The organism is Pseudokineococcus lusitanus (genome assembly GCF_003751265.1).
GTDB lineage: Bacteria > Actinomycetota > Actinomycetes > Actinomycetales > Quadrisphaeraceae > Pseudokineococcus > Pseudokineococcus lusitanus.
The window spans coordinates 47,382-66,286 of record NZ_RJKN01000005.1 but is presented as its reverse complement, the minus strand read 5'-3'; the positions used below and the strand labels follow the sequence as shown (position 1 = coordinate 66,286).

At 73.4% G+C, this 18,905-nt stretch carries 12 protein-coding genes and 1 pseudogene; 7 read left to right on the top strand and 6 right to left on the bottom strand.

What is annotated here, in order from left to right; all coding sequences use genetic code 11:
• Positions 1-34: 34 nt before the first annotated feature.
• The 4 genes and pseudogenes from EDC03_RS10355 to EDC03_RS10345 form a co-directional block, all read right to left on the bottom strand.
• Positions 35-856: an ImmA/IrrE family metallo-endopeptidase gene (locus tag EDC03_RS10355; RefSeq protein ID WP_241967139.1), complete on the bottom strand. Its 822-nt coding sequence runs from the start codon at positions 854-856 to the stop codon at positions 35-37.
• A 129-nt stretch (positions 857-985) separates the two neighbouring features.
• A pseudogene (locus tag EDC03_RS18580) lies at positions 986-1,156 on the bottom strand (helix-turn-helix domain-containing protein); the annotation flags it as partial.
• A gap of 44 nt (positions 1,157-1,200) precedes the next feature.
• Positions 1,201-2,007, bottom strand: coding sequence for a hypothetical protein (locus tag EDC03_RS10350; protein ID WP_123380178.1), 807 nt, complete (start codon positions 2,005-2,007; stop codon positions 1,201-1,203).
• A gap of 1,622 nt (positions 2,008-3,629) precedes the next feature.
• Entirely contained in the window at positions 3,630-6,530 is a 2,901-nt protein-coding gene (locus EDC03_RS10345) for a DEAD/DEAH box helicase (RefSeq protein WP_277872075.1), read from the bottom strand.
• 730 nt (positions 6,531-7,260) lie between these two features.
• Here EDC03_RS10345 and EDC03_RS10340 point away from each other — a divergent pair.
• Positions 7,261-9,690: a putative bifunctional diguanylate cyclase/phosphodiesterase gene (locus tag EDC03_RS10340; RefSeq protein WP_148058054.1), complete on the top strand. Its 2,430-nt coding sequence runs from the start codon at positions 7,261-7,263 to the stop codon at positions 9,688-9,690.
• 49 nt (positions 9,691-9,739) lie between these two features.
• Positions 9,740-12,364: a bifunctional lysylphosphatidylglycerol flippase/synthetase MprF gene (mprF, locus tag EDC03_RS10335; protein ID WP_123380175.1), complete on the top strand. Its 2,625-nt coding sequence runs from the start codon at positions 9,740-9,742 to the stop codon at positions 12,362-12,364.
• On the opposite strand, the gene EDC03_RS10330 is transcribed toward mprF, so the two are convergent.
• Positions 12,365-13,120, bottom strand: coding sequence for a CDP-alcohol phosphatidyltransferase family protein (locus tag EDC03_RS10330; protein WP_123380174.1), 756 nt, complete (start codon positions 13,118-13,120; stop codon positions 12,365-12,367).
• 29 nt (positions 13,121-13,149) lie between these two features.
• Here EDC03_RS10330 and EDC03_RS10325 point away from each other — a divergent pair, with 29 nt between their 5' ends.
• The 5 genes from EDC03_RS10325 to EDC03_RS10305 are packed head-to-tail and all read left to right on the top strand — an operon-like array spanning position 13,150 to position 17,529.
• Complete coding sequence (locus tag EDC03_RS10325) at positions 13,150-14,172, top strand: zinc-dependent alcohol dehydrogenase (protein ID WP_123380173.1); 1,023 nt, start codon at positions 13,150-13,152, stop codon at positions 14,170-14,172.
• 33 nt (positions 14,173-14,205) lie between these two features.
• Positions 14,206-14,610: a 6-pyruvoyl trahydropterin synthase family protein gene (locus tag EDC03_RS10320; protein WP_123380172.1), complete on the top strand. Its 405-nt coding sequence runs from the start codon at positions 14,206-14,208 to the stop codon at positions 14,608-14,610.
• Positions 14,607-15,719, top strand: a complete 1,113-nt coding sequence (locus EDC03_RS10315) for a glycosyltransferase family 4 protein (RefSeq protein WP_158674265.1) — start codon at positions 14,607-14,609, stop codon at positions 15,717-15,719. Before EDC03_RS10320 ends, EDC03_RS10315 begins: the two co-directional genes overlap by 4 nt.
• Positions 15,716-16,543, top strand: coding sequence for a methyltransferase domain-containing protein (locus tag EDC03_RS10310; protein ID WP_123380170.1), 828 nt, complete (start codon positions 15,716-15,718; stop codon positions 16,541-16,543). The genes EDC03_RS10315 and EDC03_RS10310 overlap by 4 nt, the downstream gene beginning before the upstream one ends.
• 8 nt (positions 16,544-16,551) lie before the next feature.
• Positions 16,552-17,529, top strand: coding sequence for a lysylphosphatidylglycerol synthase domain-containing protein (locus EDC03_RS10305; RefSeq protein ID WP_158674264.1), 978 nt, complete (start codon positions 16,552-16,554; stop codon positions 17,527-17,529).
• Here the strand turns inward: EDC03_RS10305 and ribA are convergent.
• Positions 17,443-18,882: a GTP cyclohydrolase II gene (gene ribA, locus EDC03_RS10300; protein WP_123380168.1), complete on the bottom strand. Its 1,440-nt coding sequence runs from the start codon at positions 18,880-18,882 to the stop codon at positions 17,443-17,445. The two genes, EDC03_RS10305 and ribA, sit on opposite strands and share 87 nt — an antisense overlap.
• Positions 18,883-18,905: the final 23 nt, after the last annotated feature.

Here is an 18,905-nt window from a genome sequence, read left to right as displayed (position 1 = left end):
CCTGGATGACCGCCACAGGTTCCCAACGGCTAGATCAGTCATTCACCAAGGCGAGCAGCGAGCCTGAACTCGGCGCGGTCCTCACGTCGTCGACCGGCAGGTCAGGAGTGACACTTGTGGGGGTACGCGAGGTGACCAATTGAAAAAGTCCTATGGGGGCCCGGGCTTCCGCCGCAATAGCGCGCGAGTGCAGCCCCTCTCCGATCAACAGTTCTATCGCTTTCGGCAATAGGGACGGCTGCTCCAGCATTGGCGTTGGCCCGGGCTCGCGCCTACGCCACCCCCGAGCCGAGACCGTCGTCATTGCATTCCTGTACGTGGTGTCCGTCATCACGCCCAACTGCCGCGCTCGATAAAGCAAGGCCTGCATACTGACTCCCCAGGCTTCTTTAAGATGACCAAGCGCCCGCCAGTCCGCCCTAGAAGGCAGCATTGGACGGATCTGGTCCTCCGGCATCAACAATTCCGCAGCAAATCTATGCGCTTGCTCTTCCACAACACGCCCGCCCGGCTCTGAGTCCGAGTGCATCACGAGGTGACCCAACTCATGGGCAACATCGAATCGTTGCCTATAGTAGTCATCCTTCAGAGGGTTCAGTACCATCACAGGACGGTGAGCATTGTTGAACGAATAAGCGTCAACCGAAGACGTCTGTGCCGCGCCAAAGACAACTAGTACGCCATGGTTCTCGACCAGGCGCACGATGTGAGGCAGAGCCCCCTCGTCCATACCCCAACTCTGGCGGAGCGCGCGGGCCGCGTCGCCAATGGTCTCGTCCGCAGCGTCGTGATCAACAACTGCATGCGGCACGTCAACCTCCGGAAACTCGACGTGTCGCTCTACGGCGGCAGCCACGCTGACCGCAATCTGCCCCAGCGAGTACGCTTGGTCTCGTACCACCTGAGTCGTCGATCGCAACGAGCGGAAGTGTGGAGCCCCCTGCGTTGACGCGTAACGGGGGAGACCCGCCACAAAGAACTCGGGATCCACGCCTAGGGCCAGGCAAAGTTGAGCCACTGTCGCCGCCGCAGGTCGCTTACTACCATTTTCGTAAGCTGCGACAGCGGTGGGCGTCTTTCCGATGGCGTCCGCCAGGCCATTCTTACGCAAGCCCGCAAGATGACGAGCGAGCGTCAGTCGCTCACCATCGAACATACGAGCCGCATCGCCAGCCCGATCATCGGAACCAACTCGGCGGCTCACGTGGCGTTGCTCGTGCCGTCGACGGTGACACCGCGGCGACGAAGTCGAACGGGGGCGTCCGCGACCACCTGCCCATCCTGACCACCCGGCCTCACCGGGTCGACTAGGCGACCACCGCCGCCGCCGCCAGGAGTTCCCGCGAGATCGGTGACCCAGTACCAGCAATCGCCTCCCCCGAGATTCAGGCGCGGTCGTCCGAAGGGGAGCTGCAGCCCGCCAGAGAAGGGGTCAAGTGAGTGCCCGAGCACAAGAGTCGTTGTCGCATCGTGCATAAGGCTGGGAATGCTCACCGGCGCGTCATCGCCCAGGCTAGAGATACCCAACTGTTCGTCTTCGATCATGAGCTGATCGGGCCGCGGCTGCGCTGCAACGCGCTGCTTCGTCGGACTCTTCTGTACCCAGTGGATCCGCTCGCCCTCACCGTACCGGAAAGAGGCAAGCAACCACCGCCACTCACCCGCCCGCCAACCAGGTGACCCGTTTAGCTCATCCCGGTGGACGACGCCCACGGGGATGAGGGGCATGTTGAGGAGCTCCTCTTGGTCGAGACCGGCACCCAGCACATCAAGCCCTGCAGCGTCTTCCCCAGATGAGGGCACTGCATACTTACCGCAGGAGAAGACTCGATCCATACGATCTTTAAGCAGCTTGTGGTGCGAGTAGCCCAGCCACCCCTGGTCGTGACCTGTGTCGGAGTCGTAGTCAGAGAGGACCCGAGAGGCGCTGGAACGAGCCGCCCAGCGCAGACCGTCCAGCACCCGCGCGTCCTCCAGGGCCTCCAGGGCCTGCTTCTGCTCGCTCATGGGAGCTAACTGTACCCGACGGAAGCATCCGGCGCGTGGATGTGAACCAGATGCCGTATGCGGCGTGCCTGGCCAAACCTCGCGACGCCGCGCTCGCCTGGCCGTGCGTGAGCTGGTAACGCGACCTGACGTGGGCGAGGAGCTCCCGCACTTGGACTGCTGAAGCTCTCGCACCACGACCAGGAAGACTCGTGTCCCACGCTGGTGCGGCCCTGCTCCCGAACGCCGGGCCCGGCTCGGACGGCTGGTGGTCAACGACGGAGGGCCGGTAGCCCCCACAGCGAGGTACTTCCGAGCGACGTGGCCGACGGCCAAGCGGTGGTCGGTGTGGTACGCCGCGATGGGCGCTGGAGGGATGACCAACCGCTTCCTCGCGGCCGCACCGAAGCCCGTCCCGCACGCACAGCCACCTTGGTCGTCGGGTGCTGCACATGCGGTGGAAGCAGCGCTTGTCCCCCTGACCATCTCGGTCACGGGCGCACCGGCCGCGGTGATGCACGCGGTGCCGGTCCGGTGCCGGCTCAACTGGCGCTTCCGTGTCGACCTCCGCACCGGCGAGCCGATCCGCCGCTACGAGCACGACAGGTCCCGGCGCGCTGGATTAGACAGCGTGAAGAAGCTCGGCACTTCCCCGGCAGCGGTGGGTGGCGCTACGTCGGCCGCGCTCGGGGTGACCGCAACAGGGCCGCGACCGTCGGCGCAGACCGCAACGCCCGCCACCAACCCAAGCTCGCACGTGCTCGTGCACACACGTGGCCGACGACCACCCGAGAGTCGCCTACGCCGAGTTCCACGACGAAGGGACCGCCATGACTAATACCGGCCTTCTGGCTCAGGCGGCCTCGCGCTGCGCCGCCCGCGGCGTGCGCATCGCTCGGATCCTGTCGTACAACGGGTCCGTGTCGAAGCCGCGCGTTTAGTCAATGGCGTGCGCCAAGTCGGGCATGATGGTTAAGGGAATACGCTCCTACCGGCCGTAGACCAACGGCAAGGTCGAGCGCTACCACCGCGCCCTGGCCGACTAAAGGACCTTCACCCCTAGTTGTAGCGACAAGCGGGCAGATACACACCTCACCGGCCATTCTGCACCAGTACAGATCCGCTACACCTGCTCGGTCATCGGCAAGGTCCCGCTCATCACACGCTTGATCAACGTGCCTGCGCAATGCACCGAGACGCGCCGCCCACCTAAGCCACGCACTAAGGGGCGCACTGCCACCCCCTTTGCCGGCCGGTCGCTGCACGTGGCCTCTACTACAACCACCGCCACCTCCGCCCACGATGACGGTTCCCAATTGGCGCCATCACAAACGTTGAGTTCATGAGGGCACCCACGACCCAGGTCGGTCGTCACCGATCCACCACACACTCGCCAGAGACGCCATGACTGCGCAGCGTCTCTACTAGCGGAAGCCGACCAGAGCGCCTCAACCAGTCGTCTCGCCCCACGGTAACTTCGCCAGCCTGACGGTATTCGGGGTATGGAGCGTCTGCTGTCGCGGTACGGGCGACTACCCATACCGCGACAGCAAACGACCAGCATGGTGCGGAAGAGGTGGCAGCCCACGGTGGCACTGGCACGCCGGGCACTAGGTCATGGCGGCAGTGGAAGACTAACCTGATCAGACGCCACGGATGGGATCGCGGCCAAGGCGCTCCTTGACCTGCGTAGGCAGCACACGGTGCTGCCACAGGAGCGAAGCCGTTGCTTGACGGCGAGCATCGCCGGACACACCTGGCGTCAGGCCACGGAGTTCTCTCCAAGCCCTGACGACATCGTGAGCCACGTCCAACAATAGCCTCGGAGAAGCTAGGTGAACATGCGGAGACGCGATAGCGACACCATCGGGGTCCACGACTCCTCTGGGGCTGACGATTACGCTGATGCTGCCATCAGGCGGCGCATCCTCCCCGCGGTCGCCGGCGACGGATGCCAACTGAGTATTTGCTTGACGCACGTAACCCATGCTCAAGAGTCCCTCACTGCTCTGCTCGCTCTTAGCCTCTACGGTCAGCCATAGCGGCGTCCACAGCCAAACAGCATCGGCCCTACCTTGACCATCCGGTTTGAAAGCGTCGGCACCGAGTAATCTCCCTAGGGTAACGAGCGCCCTTTCGTACCTCTTAGCCTCAGACTGCGCGAGATCGGCAAGCATGGTCGACACCTCTGTATTGAACTTGCCAACAGAGCGCATCTGGCCATCAAGCAACTCTTGAATGCGACCCACCGCCTCCTCGTCGACCGGTTCTGAATCCGGAGCCGCAGACGGCAGCGGCTGCACCTCCTTCAACCAGGTCGTGCCAACCGCAGCCTTGTGAGCCAGACGCAGAAGATGCTCGGCTCTCTCGATCGCCGCACTGTCCCCCTCCACTGTTGCAAGGCTCGACCAGGCACTCCCGAGGTAAGCCCACAGTGCCCGGTAGGGCCGGAGCGGCGCAGCGGTCAGCTTCTCCATGATCTCCACAGCTGTACGGGCCGCTGCTTCCCAATCACGTTCCCAGGCGAAGGTCCAAGCGCGGACCTCTCGGGTGGCGCTGGCAGCAAGCTGGTCAACGTGGGGCGATGGCTTGCGCTCAGCTTCACGGCGACGCCTCGCCAAGTCAGGCTCAGCATCCTCCTGCCAAACCTCGTCCTGGAGAAGCGCACTTTCGGCAAGCAGCACGAGTTCATCGCTGGGCACTTGACTGGCGCGCAGGCCAAAGGCCACCTCAGCCTGCAACTCCACTGGGAGCGTCGAACGGACTTCCACGCGTGACAAGTATCGAAGAAGGTCCTCTCCGGTGATCACCACGACGGCCCAGTCTTTGGGTCCCCGCGTACAACGACCCGTACCCTGTACGACTCGCGTCCGGATGCGCTCCCGCAGCACCTCACCTGCTCGAAGCTTCGACTCCAGAAAGCGATCTTGGAGGTGCGACGCCGAGGGCAGCCCGTCCATCAGCATCATGCGGCACGCATCTGCCGCGAGGTCCATTCCGTCGTAGCGGTTTGCAGCCAGAAGTGTCCCACGGTGGGCACTTACAAACGGCTGTAGACCTGCCTCTGGGTCCTTTGCGTCGTAGCGTTCGCCCTCCGGAACTTCGAGCGACTTCGCCATAGCGGATGCTCGCCTTTCGTCCGGCGTTAGGACAAGCCGTCGGTCCGCAAGATCGAAGATTTCCGCTAGCAGTTGGGATCCTGCCGGAGGCGCAGAATCGTCGGGGGTCTCTAGGTCAGCCTGGTCACTAGGAGACGCAGCCAGGTCAGGGAAGACGAAGAAGCGCCGCCCACTGCCGGTTCGGTCCCATGCGGGGGGAACCGGCACCCGGCTGATGGAACCTCGGCCGAAAGCACGCTCAAGTTCCCCCGCATCGCCGAGAGTTGCCGACAGATAGATGCGTTGATCGGGATTCGTAAATGCTTCGTGCTCGAAAGTGGGCGGGATCATGGGGCGAATATAGAAGCCTGCGCGTGCGACATACACCAGGCATGACACAAGATTGGCGCGTAGCATTCTGTATCGCCAGCCCTCGTTGCCCTGGAGAGTGGCTAGCACTGCATCTAGGTCGTCTACACGTCGAGCCACTGTAGCCACGGGAAGCAGTCGAACTTCCGCATGGTCCACGGCTAGGCTGTCTGGCGAGACCATCCGGGTGACGAAGTGCTGATCGATGTCCTCCGCTAGGGCGTCGAAGAGCTGGGTGTAAACGGCGTTGCCGCGCTCGATGTTTAGCGCCCACGCTTCCGCGACGAAGCCTTCGGCCGCATGCGCGTCGTCGAAGAGCAGTGTTTGGGAATCCGCAAGCTGGGAATTCATATTGAAGATGGCACTATAAACTGTTATCGCCGTTGCTTCGCCACGCGTGTAGCGGCCTAGATCGGCCCTGTCCCATTGACGGTGAGGGCCGACGAGGAGGACGGCGGGGATGCCCTGCTCCTGCGCCTTAACGAGTACTTGGCGAGCAAGCTGCTTAGTGGGGCATGCATAGACAACACGGTGGCCCAGTGCCCGTCGTCGCCACTCTGCGATGAGGAGTCCGACCAACGTCTTACCCGAACCCGTAGGAAGCTCCAAGGCAACGTCTGGGGTGCTCTTATGGTGTTCGGAATAGACACGCAACTGGTCCGCCTGATGGGACCACAGCGCACCAACTCCCTTAGGAGTTCGAGGCAGCTCCCCAAAGAGACTCTCGGGGTCCTTCGCCGCGGCCGGCGCGTCCTCGCGAGTACGGAAGCGCGGGCGCGGGCGTCCCTGTGATGTGGGCTGTGTCAAGGCAATGACCCCCCGAGTCTCATTGCCTCCCAGTTGAGGCAAGGGTTGGATGCTCGCACGCGCTGACAGAACCTGGGGGGAAACGCGTGGGTCACTCCATGGCCAACAGAGGCGCGTGACGCCACTCAGGAGGTGGGGGTTAGGGCGCCCTGCCCACCCCGGGCGACAGCTCGTTGGAGTGCGCGCACCGCTCCGCGCCAAGCTGGCGTAGCGTCGCTTTGCCGTCCCGCACGGTTCAGCCCCCGGCCGGCGGTCTCGAAGCGTTGCCACCGCTGCTTCGTCGACAGGTCTGGTGACACAAGGCCGCGCGTACTGCAGTCGAGGGCCCACGTCACTGGGCGATGGACGTTAGAGATGGCATCGGCCGACCGTCACGCGGTCCAGCGGCACGCGAACCAGCTGACGTGTCTGAGGCGGCGCCGGGCGGGCACACCGAGGGCCCACAGAATGACGTGCCTTGCACTTCGTGGCTCGCGCTGTCGTAAGACACCGCTGAAGGCGCTCTCGTCGTCCTCCTGTGAACGTCAGCCCGGCCCGTTGAGGTGCGTCATACGGTCCCGGCACACCGCCCCTGTAGCTCTGCGAGGCTCCTGGAAGGGTCGCCAGCTGTTGTCCTCAGCCGCAAGGGGCGGCGGGAGTCACGAGGGCCTAGTGGCCCGCGAGCGGGTGTCAACGGCCCGTTGCGGGTCACACGTCAGCAAGGCCGGCATCCCTACGCACCTCCTCGCCGTCACGCACCCGGACGGGTGGCGGCAGGGGTCCGTCCCCTGCCTGTCGCCCACCTCCTACTCACCGTTTTGACCGAGGTCTGCCGTGGGGAACCGTGAGGTCAACGGTGACGTCACCCGCAGCAGTCTGCGGATCTGCTAGTCCCCGGGTGCCCTCGAAAGCTCCTACCATCTACTCCGCGGGTTGTGGGTTCGAGCCCCACGGGGCCCACCCGTGGCGACGCCGGCGACGGCGGCGCCCCGCGGGAGGCAGGTGGCTCTGCGGCGATCAGGTGAGAGGCACCCGCAGCAGCCGCACCTCGACCCTCAGCCCCTCCGGCAGCCGGTCGATGAGGTCCCTCGTGCTCCACCTGCGCCTGTACCTCGGCGCCGCGGCCCTCGTGGCCGTGGCCTACTTCGCCGTCCCCAACGGCCTCCTCCGCGACGCCGCCTACGCCGTCAGCGGCCTCCTCGGCGTGGCCGCCGTCCTCTGGGGGCTGCGGCGCAGCCGGCCCCGCGAGCGAGCGGCCTGGTGGCTGCTGGCCGCGGGACAGGTGATGTTCACCGTCGCCGACGGCGTCTTCGCGGTCTACGACCACGTCCTGCACCTCACGCCGTTCCCCAGCCCGGCCGACGTCGTGTACCTGGCGGCCTACCCCGTCATCGCCCTCGGCCTGCACCGCCTCGTGCGGGCGCGCCCCGGCGAGGTCGGGCGCGGGGCGCTGCTCGACGGCGCCGTCCTGACCCTCGCGCTGACCCTCGTCTCGTGGGTCGCGCTGGCGCACCCGCTGCTCGTGTCCGACGAGCCCCTCGTCGCCCGCGTCGTCTCCGCGGCCTACCCGATGGCCGACATCCTCCTGCTGGCGCTGCTGGTCCTCCTCGTCATGGCCCCCGGCGCCCGGACGCCGTCCTTCCGGCTCCTGGCCACCTCCATGGCCCTGCTGCTGGTCGCCGACACGCTCTACGCCGCCCTCTCCGCAGCCGGCGACTGGGACGACGGCGGGTTGACGAGCGGCCTGTGGATCGCCTCCTACACGCTGCTGGGGGCAGCGGCGCTGCACCCGTCGATGCGCGAGCTCTCCGACCCCGACCACCCGGACCGGCCGGCCGACGCAGGGGCACCGACGGCGACGAGCCCGCTCAGCCGCCGGCGCCTCACCGTCCTGGCCGGGGCGGTGGCGCTGGCGCCCGTGACGATGGCGGTCCAGCACCTGCTCGGCGCGCCGTTCGACGTGTGGGCGCTCGTCGTCTCGTCGCTCGGCCTCTTCGGCCTCGTCGTCGCGCGGCTCGCCACGGTCGTCGGCCAGGTGGTGCGGTACTCCGCCCAGCGCGACGCGCTCCGGGGCGACCTGGCCCACGCGGCCGCCCACGACCCGCTGACGCAGCTGGCCAACCGCGGCCAGATCCTCGAGGACGTCGCGGCGGCGCTGCACCGGGCGGTCCGCTCCGGGACGCCGGTCGGGCTGCTCTTCGTCGACCTCGACCACTTCAAGGCGGTCAACGACCGGCACGGCCACGCGGTGGGCGACGAGGTGCTCCGCGAGGTGGCGGTCCGGCTGCGGGCGACGGTCCGCGCCGGTGACGGCGTCGGACGCCTCGGCGGCGACGAGATCGTCGTCCTCGTCGAGCAGCTGGCCTCCGAGGAGGCGCTCGTCGAGCTGGCCCAGCGGGTCGTGGACGCCCTCGCCGCGCCCTTCCGCACGTCCGCGGGCGAGGTCGTCATCGGCGCCAGCGTCGGGGTGGTCGTCGAGGGCGGCGGCGGGACCGACGCCTCACGGCTCGTCCACGACGCCGACACCGCGGCCTACCGCGCCAAGGCGTCCGGCCGGAACCGGCTGGAGGTCTTCGACGACGCGCTGCGCGCCGAGCTCGACGAGGTCGCCCGCACCGAGGCGGCCCTGCGGCGGGCGCTCCGGGACGACGAGCTGCTCCTGCACTACCAGCCCGTCGTGCGGGCGGCGGACCGGCGCGTCGTCGGGTACGAGGCGCTGCTGCGCTGGGACCGGCCGGGGCACGGGCTGGTGGCTCCCGACGCCTTCATCCCCGTGGCCGAGCGCAGCTCGCTCGTCTGCGACCTGGACCGCTGGGTCCTGCGGACGGCGACGCAGCAGCTGGCCCGCTGGCGCGCCGAGGGACGGGCGGACGCCAGGACGACCGTGGCGGTCAACATCTCGGGCCGGCACCTCGTCGACCCGGCGCTGGTCGCCGACGTGGCGGACGCCCTGGCGGCGGCCGACCTGCGTCCCGGCGCGCTCGTCCTCGAGCTCACCGAGACCGTCCTCGTGAGCCACCCCCTCGCGACGACGCACCTCGAGCGGCTCCGCGCGCTGGGCGTCGCGGTGAGCATCGACGACTTCGGGACGGGCTACACGTCCATCAGCCAGCTGCAGGACCTCCACGCGGACACGCTGAAGATCGACAAGAGCCTCGTCTGGTCCACCTCGCCCGGCGCGGCCGAGCTCGTCCGGCTCGTCGTCCACGCCGCCCACGCCTTCGGCCTCTCCGTCGTCGCCGAGGGGGTCGAGGACGAGGAGCAGCTGCGGCAGCTGCGGCAGGCGGGCTGCGACGAGGTGCAGGGGTACCTCCTCGGGCGGCCGGGGACGGACCCCCGGCCGGCCGCGTCGGCGGCCACCGCCACCGCCGGCCCGGGGCGGCCGACGACGTCGCTCCCCCGGCAGGCGTCCTCCGCCGCCCGCGCCGTCGACGGCGCCCGCACCGGCTGACCCCCGCCCGGGGGTCAAGCCGCGGGCGCGACCGGCCGACTCCTCTCCCATGCGCTCGTCGACCGTCCGCCTGCCCGGCCCGGTGCGCCGGCTGCTCGCCCCGCTGCTCGTCGGCGGGGTGCTCGCGGCCGCCCTCGTGCTCCTGCACCGCACCTTCCGGTCCTACGACTGGTCGGACCTCGGCGGCGACCTCGTCGCGCTCGGCCCCGGCGTCGTGCTCGCCGCGCTCCTCGCCACGGCGACGTCGTACGTCGCCATGACGGGGTACGACGCGCTCGCGCTGCGCTACGTGGGCCACCCCCTGCCCTACCGCCGGTACGGCCTGGCGTCCTTCGTCGCCACCGCCTTCGGCAACAACCTCGGCGCCTCCGCGCTCGTCGGCGCGGCCCTGCGCGCCCGCGTCTACTCCGGCTGGCAGGTCCCCGGCCCCGCCGTGGCGCGCGTCCTCGGCTTCAGCACCGTCACCGTGGCGCTCGGTGCGGCCGTCCTCGCGGGCGCTGGCGTGGTGCACGACCCCGGAGCGGCCGGCCGGGCCCTGCGGCTCCCCCCGGCGGCGACGCTCGCCCTCGGGGTCGTGCTGCTCGCCGCGGTCGCCGGCTTCCTCGCCTGGGCCTGCACCGGTCGGGCCGTCGGCCGCGGGAGCCGGCGCGTCGCACCGCCGACCCCGCGCGTGGCCCTCGCGCAGGTGGCGCTGTCCACGGTCGAGTGGCTGACGATGGCGGCCGCCCTCTACGTGCTCCTGCCCGCGGACGGCCGGATGCCCTTCCTGCCCTTCGCCGCGGCCTTCGCCGTCGCCACCGTCGCGGGGCTCGTCAGCAACGTGCCCGGCGGCCTCGGCGTCTTCGAGACGGCGCTCGTCGTCCTCGTCGGGGCGCAGGTGGCGACGCCGGACCTCGCCGTCGCGCTCGTGGCCTACCGGCTCGTCTACTTCGTGCTCCCGCTGCTCCTCGCGGCCGCGCTCCTCGTGCGGCACGAGGTCCGTACCGCCGCGGCCCGTCGCGCCGAGGTCACCCCCGCGGCGCCCGCTGCCGCCGCCGTCCCCGCCATGCGCCGCCCGTCCGCCCTCGAGACGACCGCCCCGCCGGCACCGGCGCCCGCGCCCGCCCGCGCCGCGGCCGCGTCCGCCGCCCGGCTGCCCACGGTCCTGACGCCGTCCGTCCTCGCCCTCGTCGTCGCCGGCACCGGGCTCCTCGTCCTGCTCCGCGGCGACCTCCCGGGCGCCCGCCTGCCCGACCTGTCGGGCGTCACGACCGGCCTCGGCGGACTGGCGGCCCTCGTCCTCGCCCGCGGGCTCCACCGGCGCTGGCGCGCGGCGTGGGTGGCGACGCTGGCGCTGCTGGCCGGTCTCGCCGTGGTCGCGGCCACCCACGGAGACCTCGTGCTCACCGGGGTGACGAGCGGCCTCGCGCTCCTGCTCCTGCCCGCGCGCGGCGTCTTCCACCGCGGCGCCGGCCCCGCCGGCCGCCGGGCCCCCGTCCGTCCCGTCGCCGCGGCCGTGCTCGTCGGCGCGGCGGTGTGGTGGCTCGAGCTCGGCGGCGGCGCCGTCGACGCGCCGCTGCTCGCCGCCTCGAGCTCCGGCGACACCGCCCTCGCCGACCGCCTCGCGGTGCTCGCCGGCGTCGCCGGGGTCCTCCTCGGCGGGCGCTGGGTGCTGCGCCGCCGCACCCCCGCGCAGCGGGCCGCCGACGACGCGGAGATGGCGCGGGTCGCCGACCTCGTCGCGCGCTCCGGCCGGTGCTCGTCCCAGCTGGCCTTCACCGGCGACAAGCGCTTCCACTTCGCGCCCTGCGGCGCCGCCTTCCTCATGTACCAGGTGGAGGGCCGCAGCTGGGTCGTCATGGGCGACCCCGTCGGCGACGCCACGGCCTTCCCCGGGCTGCTCGGGAGCTTCCTCGCGGAGGTCGACCGGCACGGCGGGCGACCCGTCTTCTACACCGTGCTCGACGACCACGCCGACCTCTACCGCGCGCACGGCCTCGCGCTGACCAAGCTCGGCGAGGAGGCCGTCGTCCCGCTCGCGGACTTCTCCCTCACCGGCAAGGCGCGGACCAACCTGCGCACCTGCCGCAACAAGTCCCAGCGCCTCGGCATGTCGGTCGAGGTCGTCGCGGCGGCCGACGTCGGCCCGCTCGTGCCCGCCCTCCGCGAGGTCTCCGACGCGTGGCTCACGTCCCGCAACGGCAAGGAGAAAGGCTTCTCGCTCGGCACCTTCGACGAGGAGTACGTGCGGCGCTCCCCCGTGGTCGTCGTCCGGCAGGACGACCGCGTCGTCGCCTTCGCGACGCTGTGGGTGGGCGGCGACGGCGAGGAGGTGCAGGTCGACCTCATGCGCCGGCTGCCCGACGGGCCGAGCACGGTGATGACCTACCTCTTCGTCGAGGCGATCCTCTGGGCCAAGGATGCCGGCTTCTCCGCCTTCAACCTCGGCGTGGCGCCCCTGTCCGGGCTGGGCGGCGGCGACGCCCCCTCCGCGTGGGAGCGGCTCGGCCACCTCGTGTGGAGCCACGGCGAGCAGCTCTACAACTTCCGCGGCCTCCGCGGCTTCAAGCAGGGCTTCCTGCCGCGCTGGCGCACCTGCTACGTCGCCGCCCCCCGGGGCCTGGCGCTGCCGACCGCCATGGTCGACGTCGCCACGCTCGTCGGCGGCGGCGTGCGGGGGCTCGTGCGGGGCTGATCAGCGGCGGGCGGCGCGCTCCAGCGCCACCGCGTCCCGCCCGAAGGACCACAGCAGCGCGACGAGCGCACCGGCCGCCGCGGCGGTGGCGAGCGCCGGCGGCAGCCCGGGGACGGCGACGAGGACGAGGACCACGCCCTGCGTGGCCGCGACGACCTTGCGGGAGAGCCGGGGCGCGAGGTCGCCGCGCAGCGCGGGGCGCACCTGCCCGGCGGCCACCCAGGCGTAGCGCAGCAGGCCGACCGCGAGCACCCACCACCCGACGACCGCCGCGGCCGGGAGGCACAGCACCGCGATGAGGCCCGCGTCGACCTCCATGTCGAGCCGGGCCCCGGCGGGGGTCGACGTCCGGGTCCGACGGGCGACGGCGCCGTCGACGCCGTCCAGGGCGAGCGCCGGGGCGGCGAGCGCGACCACCGCCCACGACGGCCCGAGGTCGCCGTGCAGGAGGTCGACGACGACGAGGGTCGCCACGCCGCCACCGAGCACGGTCCGCAGCAGGGTCACCCGGTCCGCGGGGCCGCTCCAGCCGTCGGCACGGCGCGCCACCGCGAGCGCAGCGACGCCCACGAGGGCGCTGCCGACGACGGCCGCCGCGACGGCGTCGAGGCCGGGCACGGCCGGGACGACGGCGGACCGTGCCACCGCCCACGTGGCGAGCACCCCGCAGAGCACCACGGTCACCAGGCCGGTGACCGTCGCGTCCCGGCGCGCCGTGCCGCCGGCCAGGACCGGGGCACCGCTGGCGTGGCTCACGCGGACAGGGTCACCTAGGGTCCCCGGTCGTGCCCGTCCAGGCGAGGTCCGAGCCCGGCGCGACCACCGCGACCGCGTACTGGACCGTCGCGCCCGGGGCCGGTGAGCTGCGGGAGGTCCCGCTGGCCCCGCCCGCCGCGGGCGAGGTGTTGGTCCGCACCCTGCACTCGGGCTACAGCCGCGGCAGCGAGCTGCTCGTCCACCGCGGCGGCGTCCCGGCGGCCGTGGCGGCCACCATGCGCGCGCCCTTCCAGGAGGGCGACCTCCCCGGCCCCGTGAAGTACGGCTACCTGTCCGTCGGCGTCGTCGAGGGGCTCGGCGCCGGCGCCCCGCCGGACCTCCTGGGCCGCACCGTCTTCTGCCTCTTCCCCCACCAGGACCGCTACGTCGTGCCGGCGGCCGCCGTCCACCCCTTGCCCGACGGCGTGCCGCCCCGGCGCGCCGTGCTCGCGGGCACCGTCGAGACGGCGCTCAACGCGCTGTGGGACGCGGCCCCGCGGATGGGCGACCGCGTCGCCGTCGTCGGCGCCGGGATGGTCGGCGCGTGCGTGGCGGCCCTCGCGCGCCGCTTCCCGCTCCAGCGGCTCCAGCTCGTCGACGTCGACCCCGCGCGCGCGGCGGTGGCCGCGGCCCTCGGCGTCGACTTCGCCCTGCCGGACGACGCGCTGGGCGGCTGCGACGTCGTCGTCCACGCGTCCGCCTCCGGCGCCGGTCTGGGCCGCGGGCTCGAGCTGCTCGGCGACGAGGGCGAGCTCGTCGAGGTCTCCTGGTACGGCGACCGCCCGGTCACCGTGGACCTCGGCGCCGCCTTCCACGCCCGGCGCCTCGTCGTCCGCGCCTCGCAGGTGGGCGCCGTCGCCGCGTCCCGGCGGGCCCGCCGGACGACCGCGGAGCGTCTGGCGACGGCCCTCGACCTGCTGCGCGACCCGGCGTTCGACGCCCTGCTCTCGCGGCCGGTGGCGCTGGCCGACCTGCCGCGGGCCGTCGAGGACCTCGCCGCCGGCCGGCGCGAGGCGCTGTGCCTCGTCGTCGACCACCCCGCCGCCCGCTGACACCCGCCCCGACCCGAGGAGCCCCGAGACCCCGTGTACCGCGTGAGCGTCCGCGACCACGTCATGGTCGCCCACTCCCTGCCCCACCCCTTCTTCGGCCCGGCGCAGGCCAAGCACGGGGCCACGTACGACGTCGAGCTCGTCCTCGCGGCCCGGGAGCTCGACGAGCACGGCGTCGTCGCGGACATCGGCGCCGCCTCCGCCGCCCTCGCCGCCGTCCTCGACGAGCTGCGGTACCGCGACCTCGACGAGCACCCCGCCTTCGTCGGCCGCCTGACGACGACGGAGGTCCTCGCCCGCTGGGTGGCGGACCGGGTCGTCGAGGCGGGCCGCGAGGGCGGCGGCGCGGCCGGCCTGACGCGCGGCCTCGCCTCGCTGGAGGTCGTCCTGCGCGAGACGCCCGACGCGTGGGCGAGCTACCGCACCGATCTGCCGTGACCGCCGGGGCGCCGCCGCCCCGCCGGCTGCGCCTCGTCGTGCCCGCCCCCTGGGACGCCGTCTCGGGGGGCAGCGCGTACGACCGTGCCCTCGTCGTCGCCCTGCGCGCCCGCAGGGCCGACGTCGAGGTCGCCGTCGTCGACGGCGCGTGGCCGGCGCCGGACGGCGCGGCCCGCGACGCCCTCGCCGCGGCGCTGGCAGACGACGGGCGGGAGGTCGTCCTCGACGGGCTCCTCGCCGCCGCGCCGGAGGCGGTGGCGCGGGCGGTGGCCGCGGGGGTCCGCGTGCACGTCCTCGTCCACCTGCCGCTCGCCCGCGAGGGCGGTCTCGACGCCGCCACGGCCGTCGCCCGCGACGCCGTCGAGCGCGTCACCCTCGCCGCCGCCACCTCGGTCCTCGCGACGAGCGCGTGGGCCGCCGCGGACCTGCGCGCCCGGCACGGCCTCGCCCACGTCGGCGTGGCCGTCCCCGGCGTCGACCCGGCCCCGCGCTCCCCCGGCTCGGCCGCGACCGGGGCACCGCTGCTGCTCCAGCTCGCGGCGGTGGGGCCGCGCAAGGACCAGCTCGGCGTCGTCGCGGCCCTCGCCCGGCTGGCCGACCGGCCCTGGACGGCTGTCCTCGCGGGTCCCGTGGCCGACGCCCGGTACGCCGCCGCGGTGGACGCCGCCGTGGCGGGAGCCGGTCTCGCGGGACAGGTCTCGCGCCCGGGAGCCGTCCGGGGCCGCGACCTCGCGCGCCTGTGGTCGGCCGCGGACCTCCTCCTGCTCCCCTCGCGCGCGGAGACGTGGGGCATGGCCGTCACCGAGGCGCTCGTCCGCGGCGTCCCGGCCGTCGTCGGGGCGGGGACGGGCGCCGTCGAGGCCCTGCTCGGCGACCTCCCGCCCCGGGCGGGGCGGGACGACGTGCCCGGCGCCGTCGTGCCCCCCGGCGACGTGGACGCGCTGGCGGCTGCGGTCCGACGCCTCCTGGGGGACAGTGGCGCACCGGCCCGACGGGCGGCCGCCCGACGCCGGGCGGCCCTCCTCGCGCGCGGTGGCTGGGACGCCACCGCCGCCGCCCTGCTCCACCACCTCGAGCACCGCGAGCCCCGGCCGGAGGACATCCCGTGAGCCACGACGACACCACCCCCGTCCCCGCCGCGTGGCTCGCGCTGCGCGAGCCCGAGGACGAGCGGGCCCGGGCCGCCGTCACCGACGGGCTGCTGGACCACCTGGCCCTGCCCGCGGCCGACCGCCCGCTGCGGGTCGTGGACCTCGGGGCCGGGACCGGGGCCAACCTCCGCCACCTGGCCCCCGCGCTCGCGGCCCGCGGGTACGCGCAGGAGTGGCTCCTCCTCGACCACGACGACGACCTCCTGCGGCGGACCGCCGACGCCCCGGCACCCGCGGGCGTCGTCGTGCGGCCCCGCCTCGGCGACCTCGCCGGGCTGGCGGACGCGCTGGGCGACGGTGCCGACCTCGTCACCTGCGCGGCACTGCTGGACCTGCTCCGGCCCGACCAGGTGGCCGACCTCGCCGCCGCGCTGGCGGACGCCGGGGTGCCGGCGCTGCTCGCGCTGACCGTCACCGGCGGCGTCGCGCTGGACCCGCCGCACGCGCACGACGACGCCCTGCGCGCCGCCTTCGACGCCCACCAGCGCCGCGGCGGACGCCTCGGGCCCGACGCGGCGGGCGTGGCCGCGCAGACGCTGGCCGCCGCCGGCGCCCGCGTGCTCGCCGTCGCGACGCCGTGGCACCTCGGCCCGGCCGCCCCGGACCTCGCCGACGCGTGGCTCGAGGGGCGGGCCGGGGCCGCCGTCGCCCAGGACCCCGCGCTGGAGCGCGACGCCGACGCCTGGCTCGCGCAGCGCCGTGAGCAGCTCGCCGCGGGGCGGCTGCGCGCGGTCGTCGAGCACGTCGACCTCGCGGCGGCGCCGGCCGCCGCCCCCCGCTGAGGTCGGCCGTGGGCCGCCGCACCCGCGCCGCCCTGCAGGTCGGCGTCGCCGTCGCGCTGCTCGTCGCCGTCGTGGCCGTCGTCGGCGGCGAGCCCTTCCGCCGCGCCCTCGGCGTCGTCACCCCGGGGACGACGGTCGCCGCACTGGGCCTCGGGGCGCTGGCGACGGTCGGCCAGGCCCTGCGGTGGCGGGCGGTCGTCCTCGCCCGGCAGCAGCGCACCCCCGCCGCGGCGTCCGGGCCGGGCGTCACCGCGGCGGGCTCGCGGCTGACCCGGGGCCGCTCCGTCGGCGAGTACTACCGCGCGCAGCTGCTCAACGCCGTCCTGCCGGGCGGCCTGGCGGGCGACCTCCTGCGGGCGCACCGCGCCCGGGAGCCGCGCCGCGGCGGGTGGGTGAGCAGCGCCGCCGCCGTCCTCGTCGAGCGGCTGGCCGGCTCCGCGCTCCTGCTCGGCGTGGCCGCGGCCGTCGTCGCCGCCGCCTCGCCCGCCTGGGCCGTCGGCCTCGCCGCGGCGGCGCTCGTGCTCGCCGTCGTCGTCGTCCGCGCGGTCGGTCGCGTGCCGGCCGGCGTCCACGCGGCCGTGTGGGGGTGGTCGGCGGTGGCGCTGGGCGCGCTGGTCGCCCTCTTCGCCGTCGCGGCGGTCGCCGTGCCCGCCGCCGACGGCGACCCGCGGCCGGACGTGCGCGGCACCGCCGTGCTCGCCGTGCTCGCGCTCCTGGGCATGTCGTTGCCCGTCGGCGTGGGCGGCTTCGGCCCGCGGGAGGCGCTCGCCGCCGTCGCCGCCGGCACCGCGGGGACGACCCCCGGTCAGGCGGTGGCCGTCACGGCCGGGTACGGCGTCCTCGCGGCGCTGGCGGCCGCACCCGGCCTGGTGCTCCTCCTGATCGACCTGGCCCGGTGGTCAGGCCGCGGGGGCGCGGACGGCCGCGAGGTCGAGCTCGACCGCGACGTCCTCCCCGAGGACGAAGCGCCGCGAGGGCGCCCGTAGCGCGTCGGCCATGAGGTCGGCGCCCTCGAACCGCAGGCCGGGGACGCCGTCGCCGACGAGCACGGGCGCCGTCGTCACCCACAGGCGGTCGAGCGCCCCGGCGGCGAGGAAGCGCGAGACGGTCGTGGCGCCGCCCTCGACGAGCACCCGGTGCAGCCCCCGCGCCGCGAGGTCGGCGATGACCGCACCGACGACGTCCTCCCCCGAGGTGCACCCCCGGAGCGGCACCACCTCCACGTGCGCCCGGTCGGCCACGGCCGCCGCCGCGGCGGTGGCGCGCGAGGCCCCGACCAGCCAGAGCACCGGTGCCGTGGGGTCGCCGAAGAGGGTGGCGCCCAGCGGCGCCCGGCCCATCGGGTCGAGGACGGCGCGCACGGGGTGCGGCCCGGGGCAGGCCCGGACGGTGAGCAGCGGGTCGTCGGCGGCCACGGTCCGCACGCCGACGACGACGACGTCGACGAGCGCCCGCAGCCGGTGCAGGTGCTCGCGGTCGGCCGGGCCGCTGACGTAGCGCGCGTCCCCGCTGCGGGCGGCCGTGAAGCCGTCGAGGCTCTGGGCGACCTGCGCGACGACGAGCGGGGCGCCGCCCGCCGCCAGCGGCGCGTAGCGGTCGAGGAGGTCGCCCCCCGCGGTCCCGGGCCCCTCCCCCGCGGGGGGCAGGGGGGCGCCGCCGTGGGCGGCCGCGACGAGGGCGTCCCACGGGTCCGGTGCGGACGGGTCCTCCGCGGTCGCGACGGGGAGGTGGCCCAGCCGCTCCACCTTCGTCCGGCGGTACGCCGCGCTCGTCGGCCGGTCGGGGACGACGAGGCCGACGACCTCCGCCACCTCGACGCCGGCCGCCTCGAGGGCCGCCGCCTTCGCCGGGTTGGAGGACATGAGCCGCACGCAGGAGACGCCGAGGACGGCGAGGACCGCGGCCGCGGCGTCGTACTCGCGGGCGTCGACGGGCAGCCCGAGCGCGGTGTTGGCGTCGACGGTGTCGGCGCCCGCGTCCTGGAGGGCGTACGCCTCCACCTTGGCGAGGAGCCCGATGCCCCGCCCCTCCTGCCCGCGGAGGTACACGACGACGCCGCGCCCCTCGGCGGCGACGGCGCGCAGCGCGGCGTCGAGCTGGTCGCCGCAGTCGCAGCGCCAGGAGCCGAGGGCGTCGCCGGTGAGGCACTCGGAGTGCACCCGGACGAGCGGCGGGCCGGCCTCGGTGCCGGCCGGGTCCCCGAGGACCAGCGCGACGTGCTCGGTGCCGTCCCCGGCGCGGAAGCCGTGGAGGGCGAAGGTGCCGTGGGCGGTGGGGAGGAGGGTCGCGGCCACCTGCTGGACCGCGGCGCGGGAGGCCCGCGCGGACGGGGCTGTCATCGCGCCACGCTACCGAGGCGGTC

Coding starts and splice junctions, on each gene's coding strand:
- EDC03_RS10350 (WP_123380178.1), bottom strand. CDS start 2,007: ATGAGCGAGCAGAAGCAGGCCCTGGAGGCCCTGGAGGACGCGCGGGTG.
- mprF (WP_123380175.1), top strand. CDS start 9,740: ATGCGCTCGTCGACCGTCCGCCTGCCCGGCCCGGTGCGCCGGCTGCTC.
- ribA (WP_123380168.1), bottom strand. CDS start 18,882: ATGACAGCCCCGTCCGCGCGGGCCTCCCGCGCCGCGGTCCAGCAGGTG.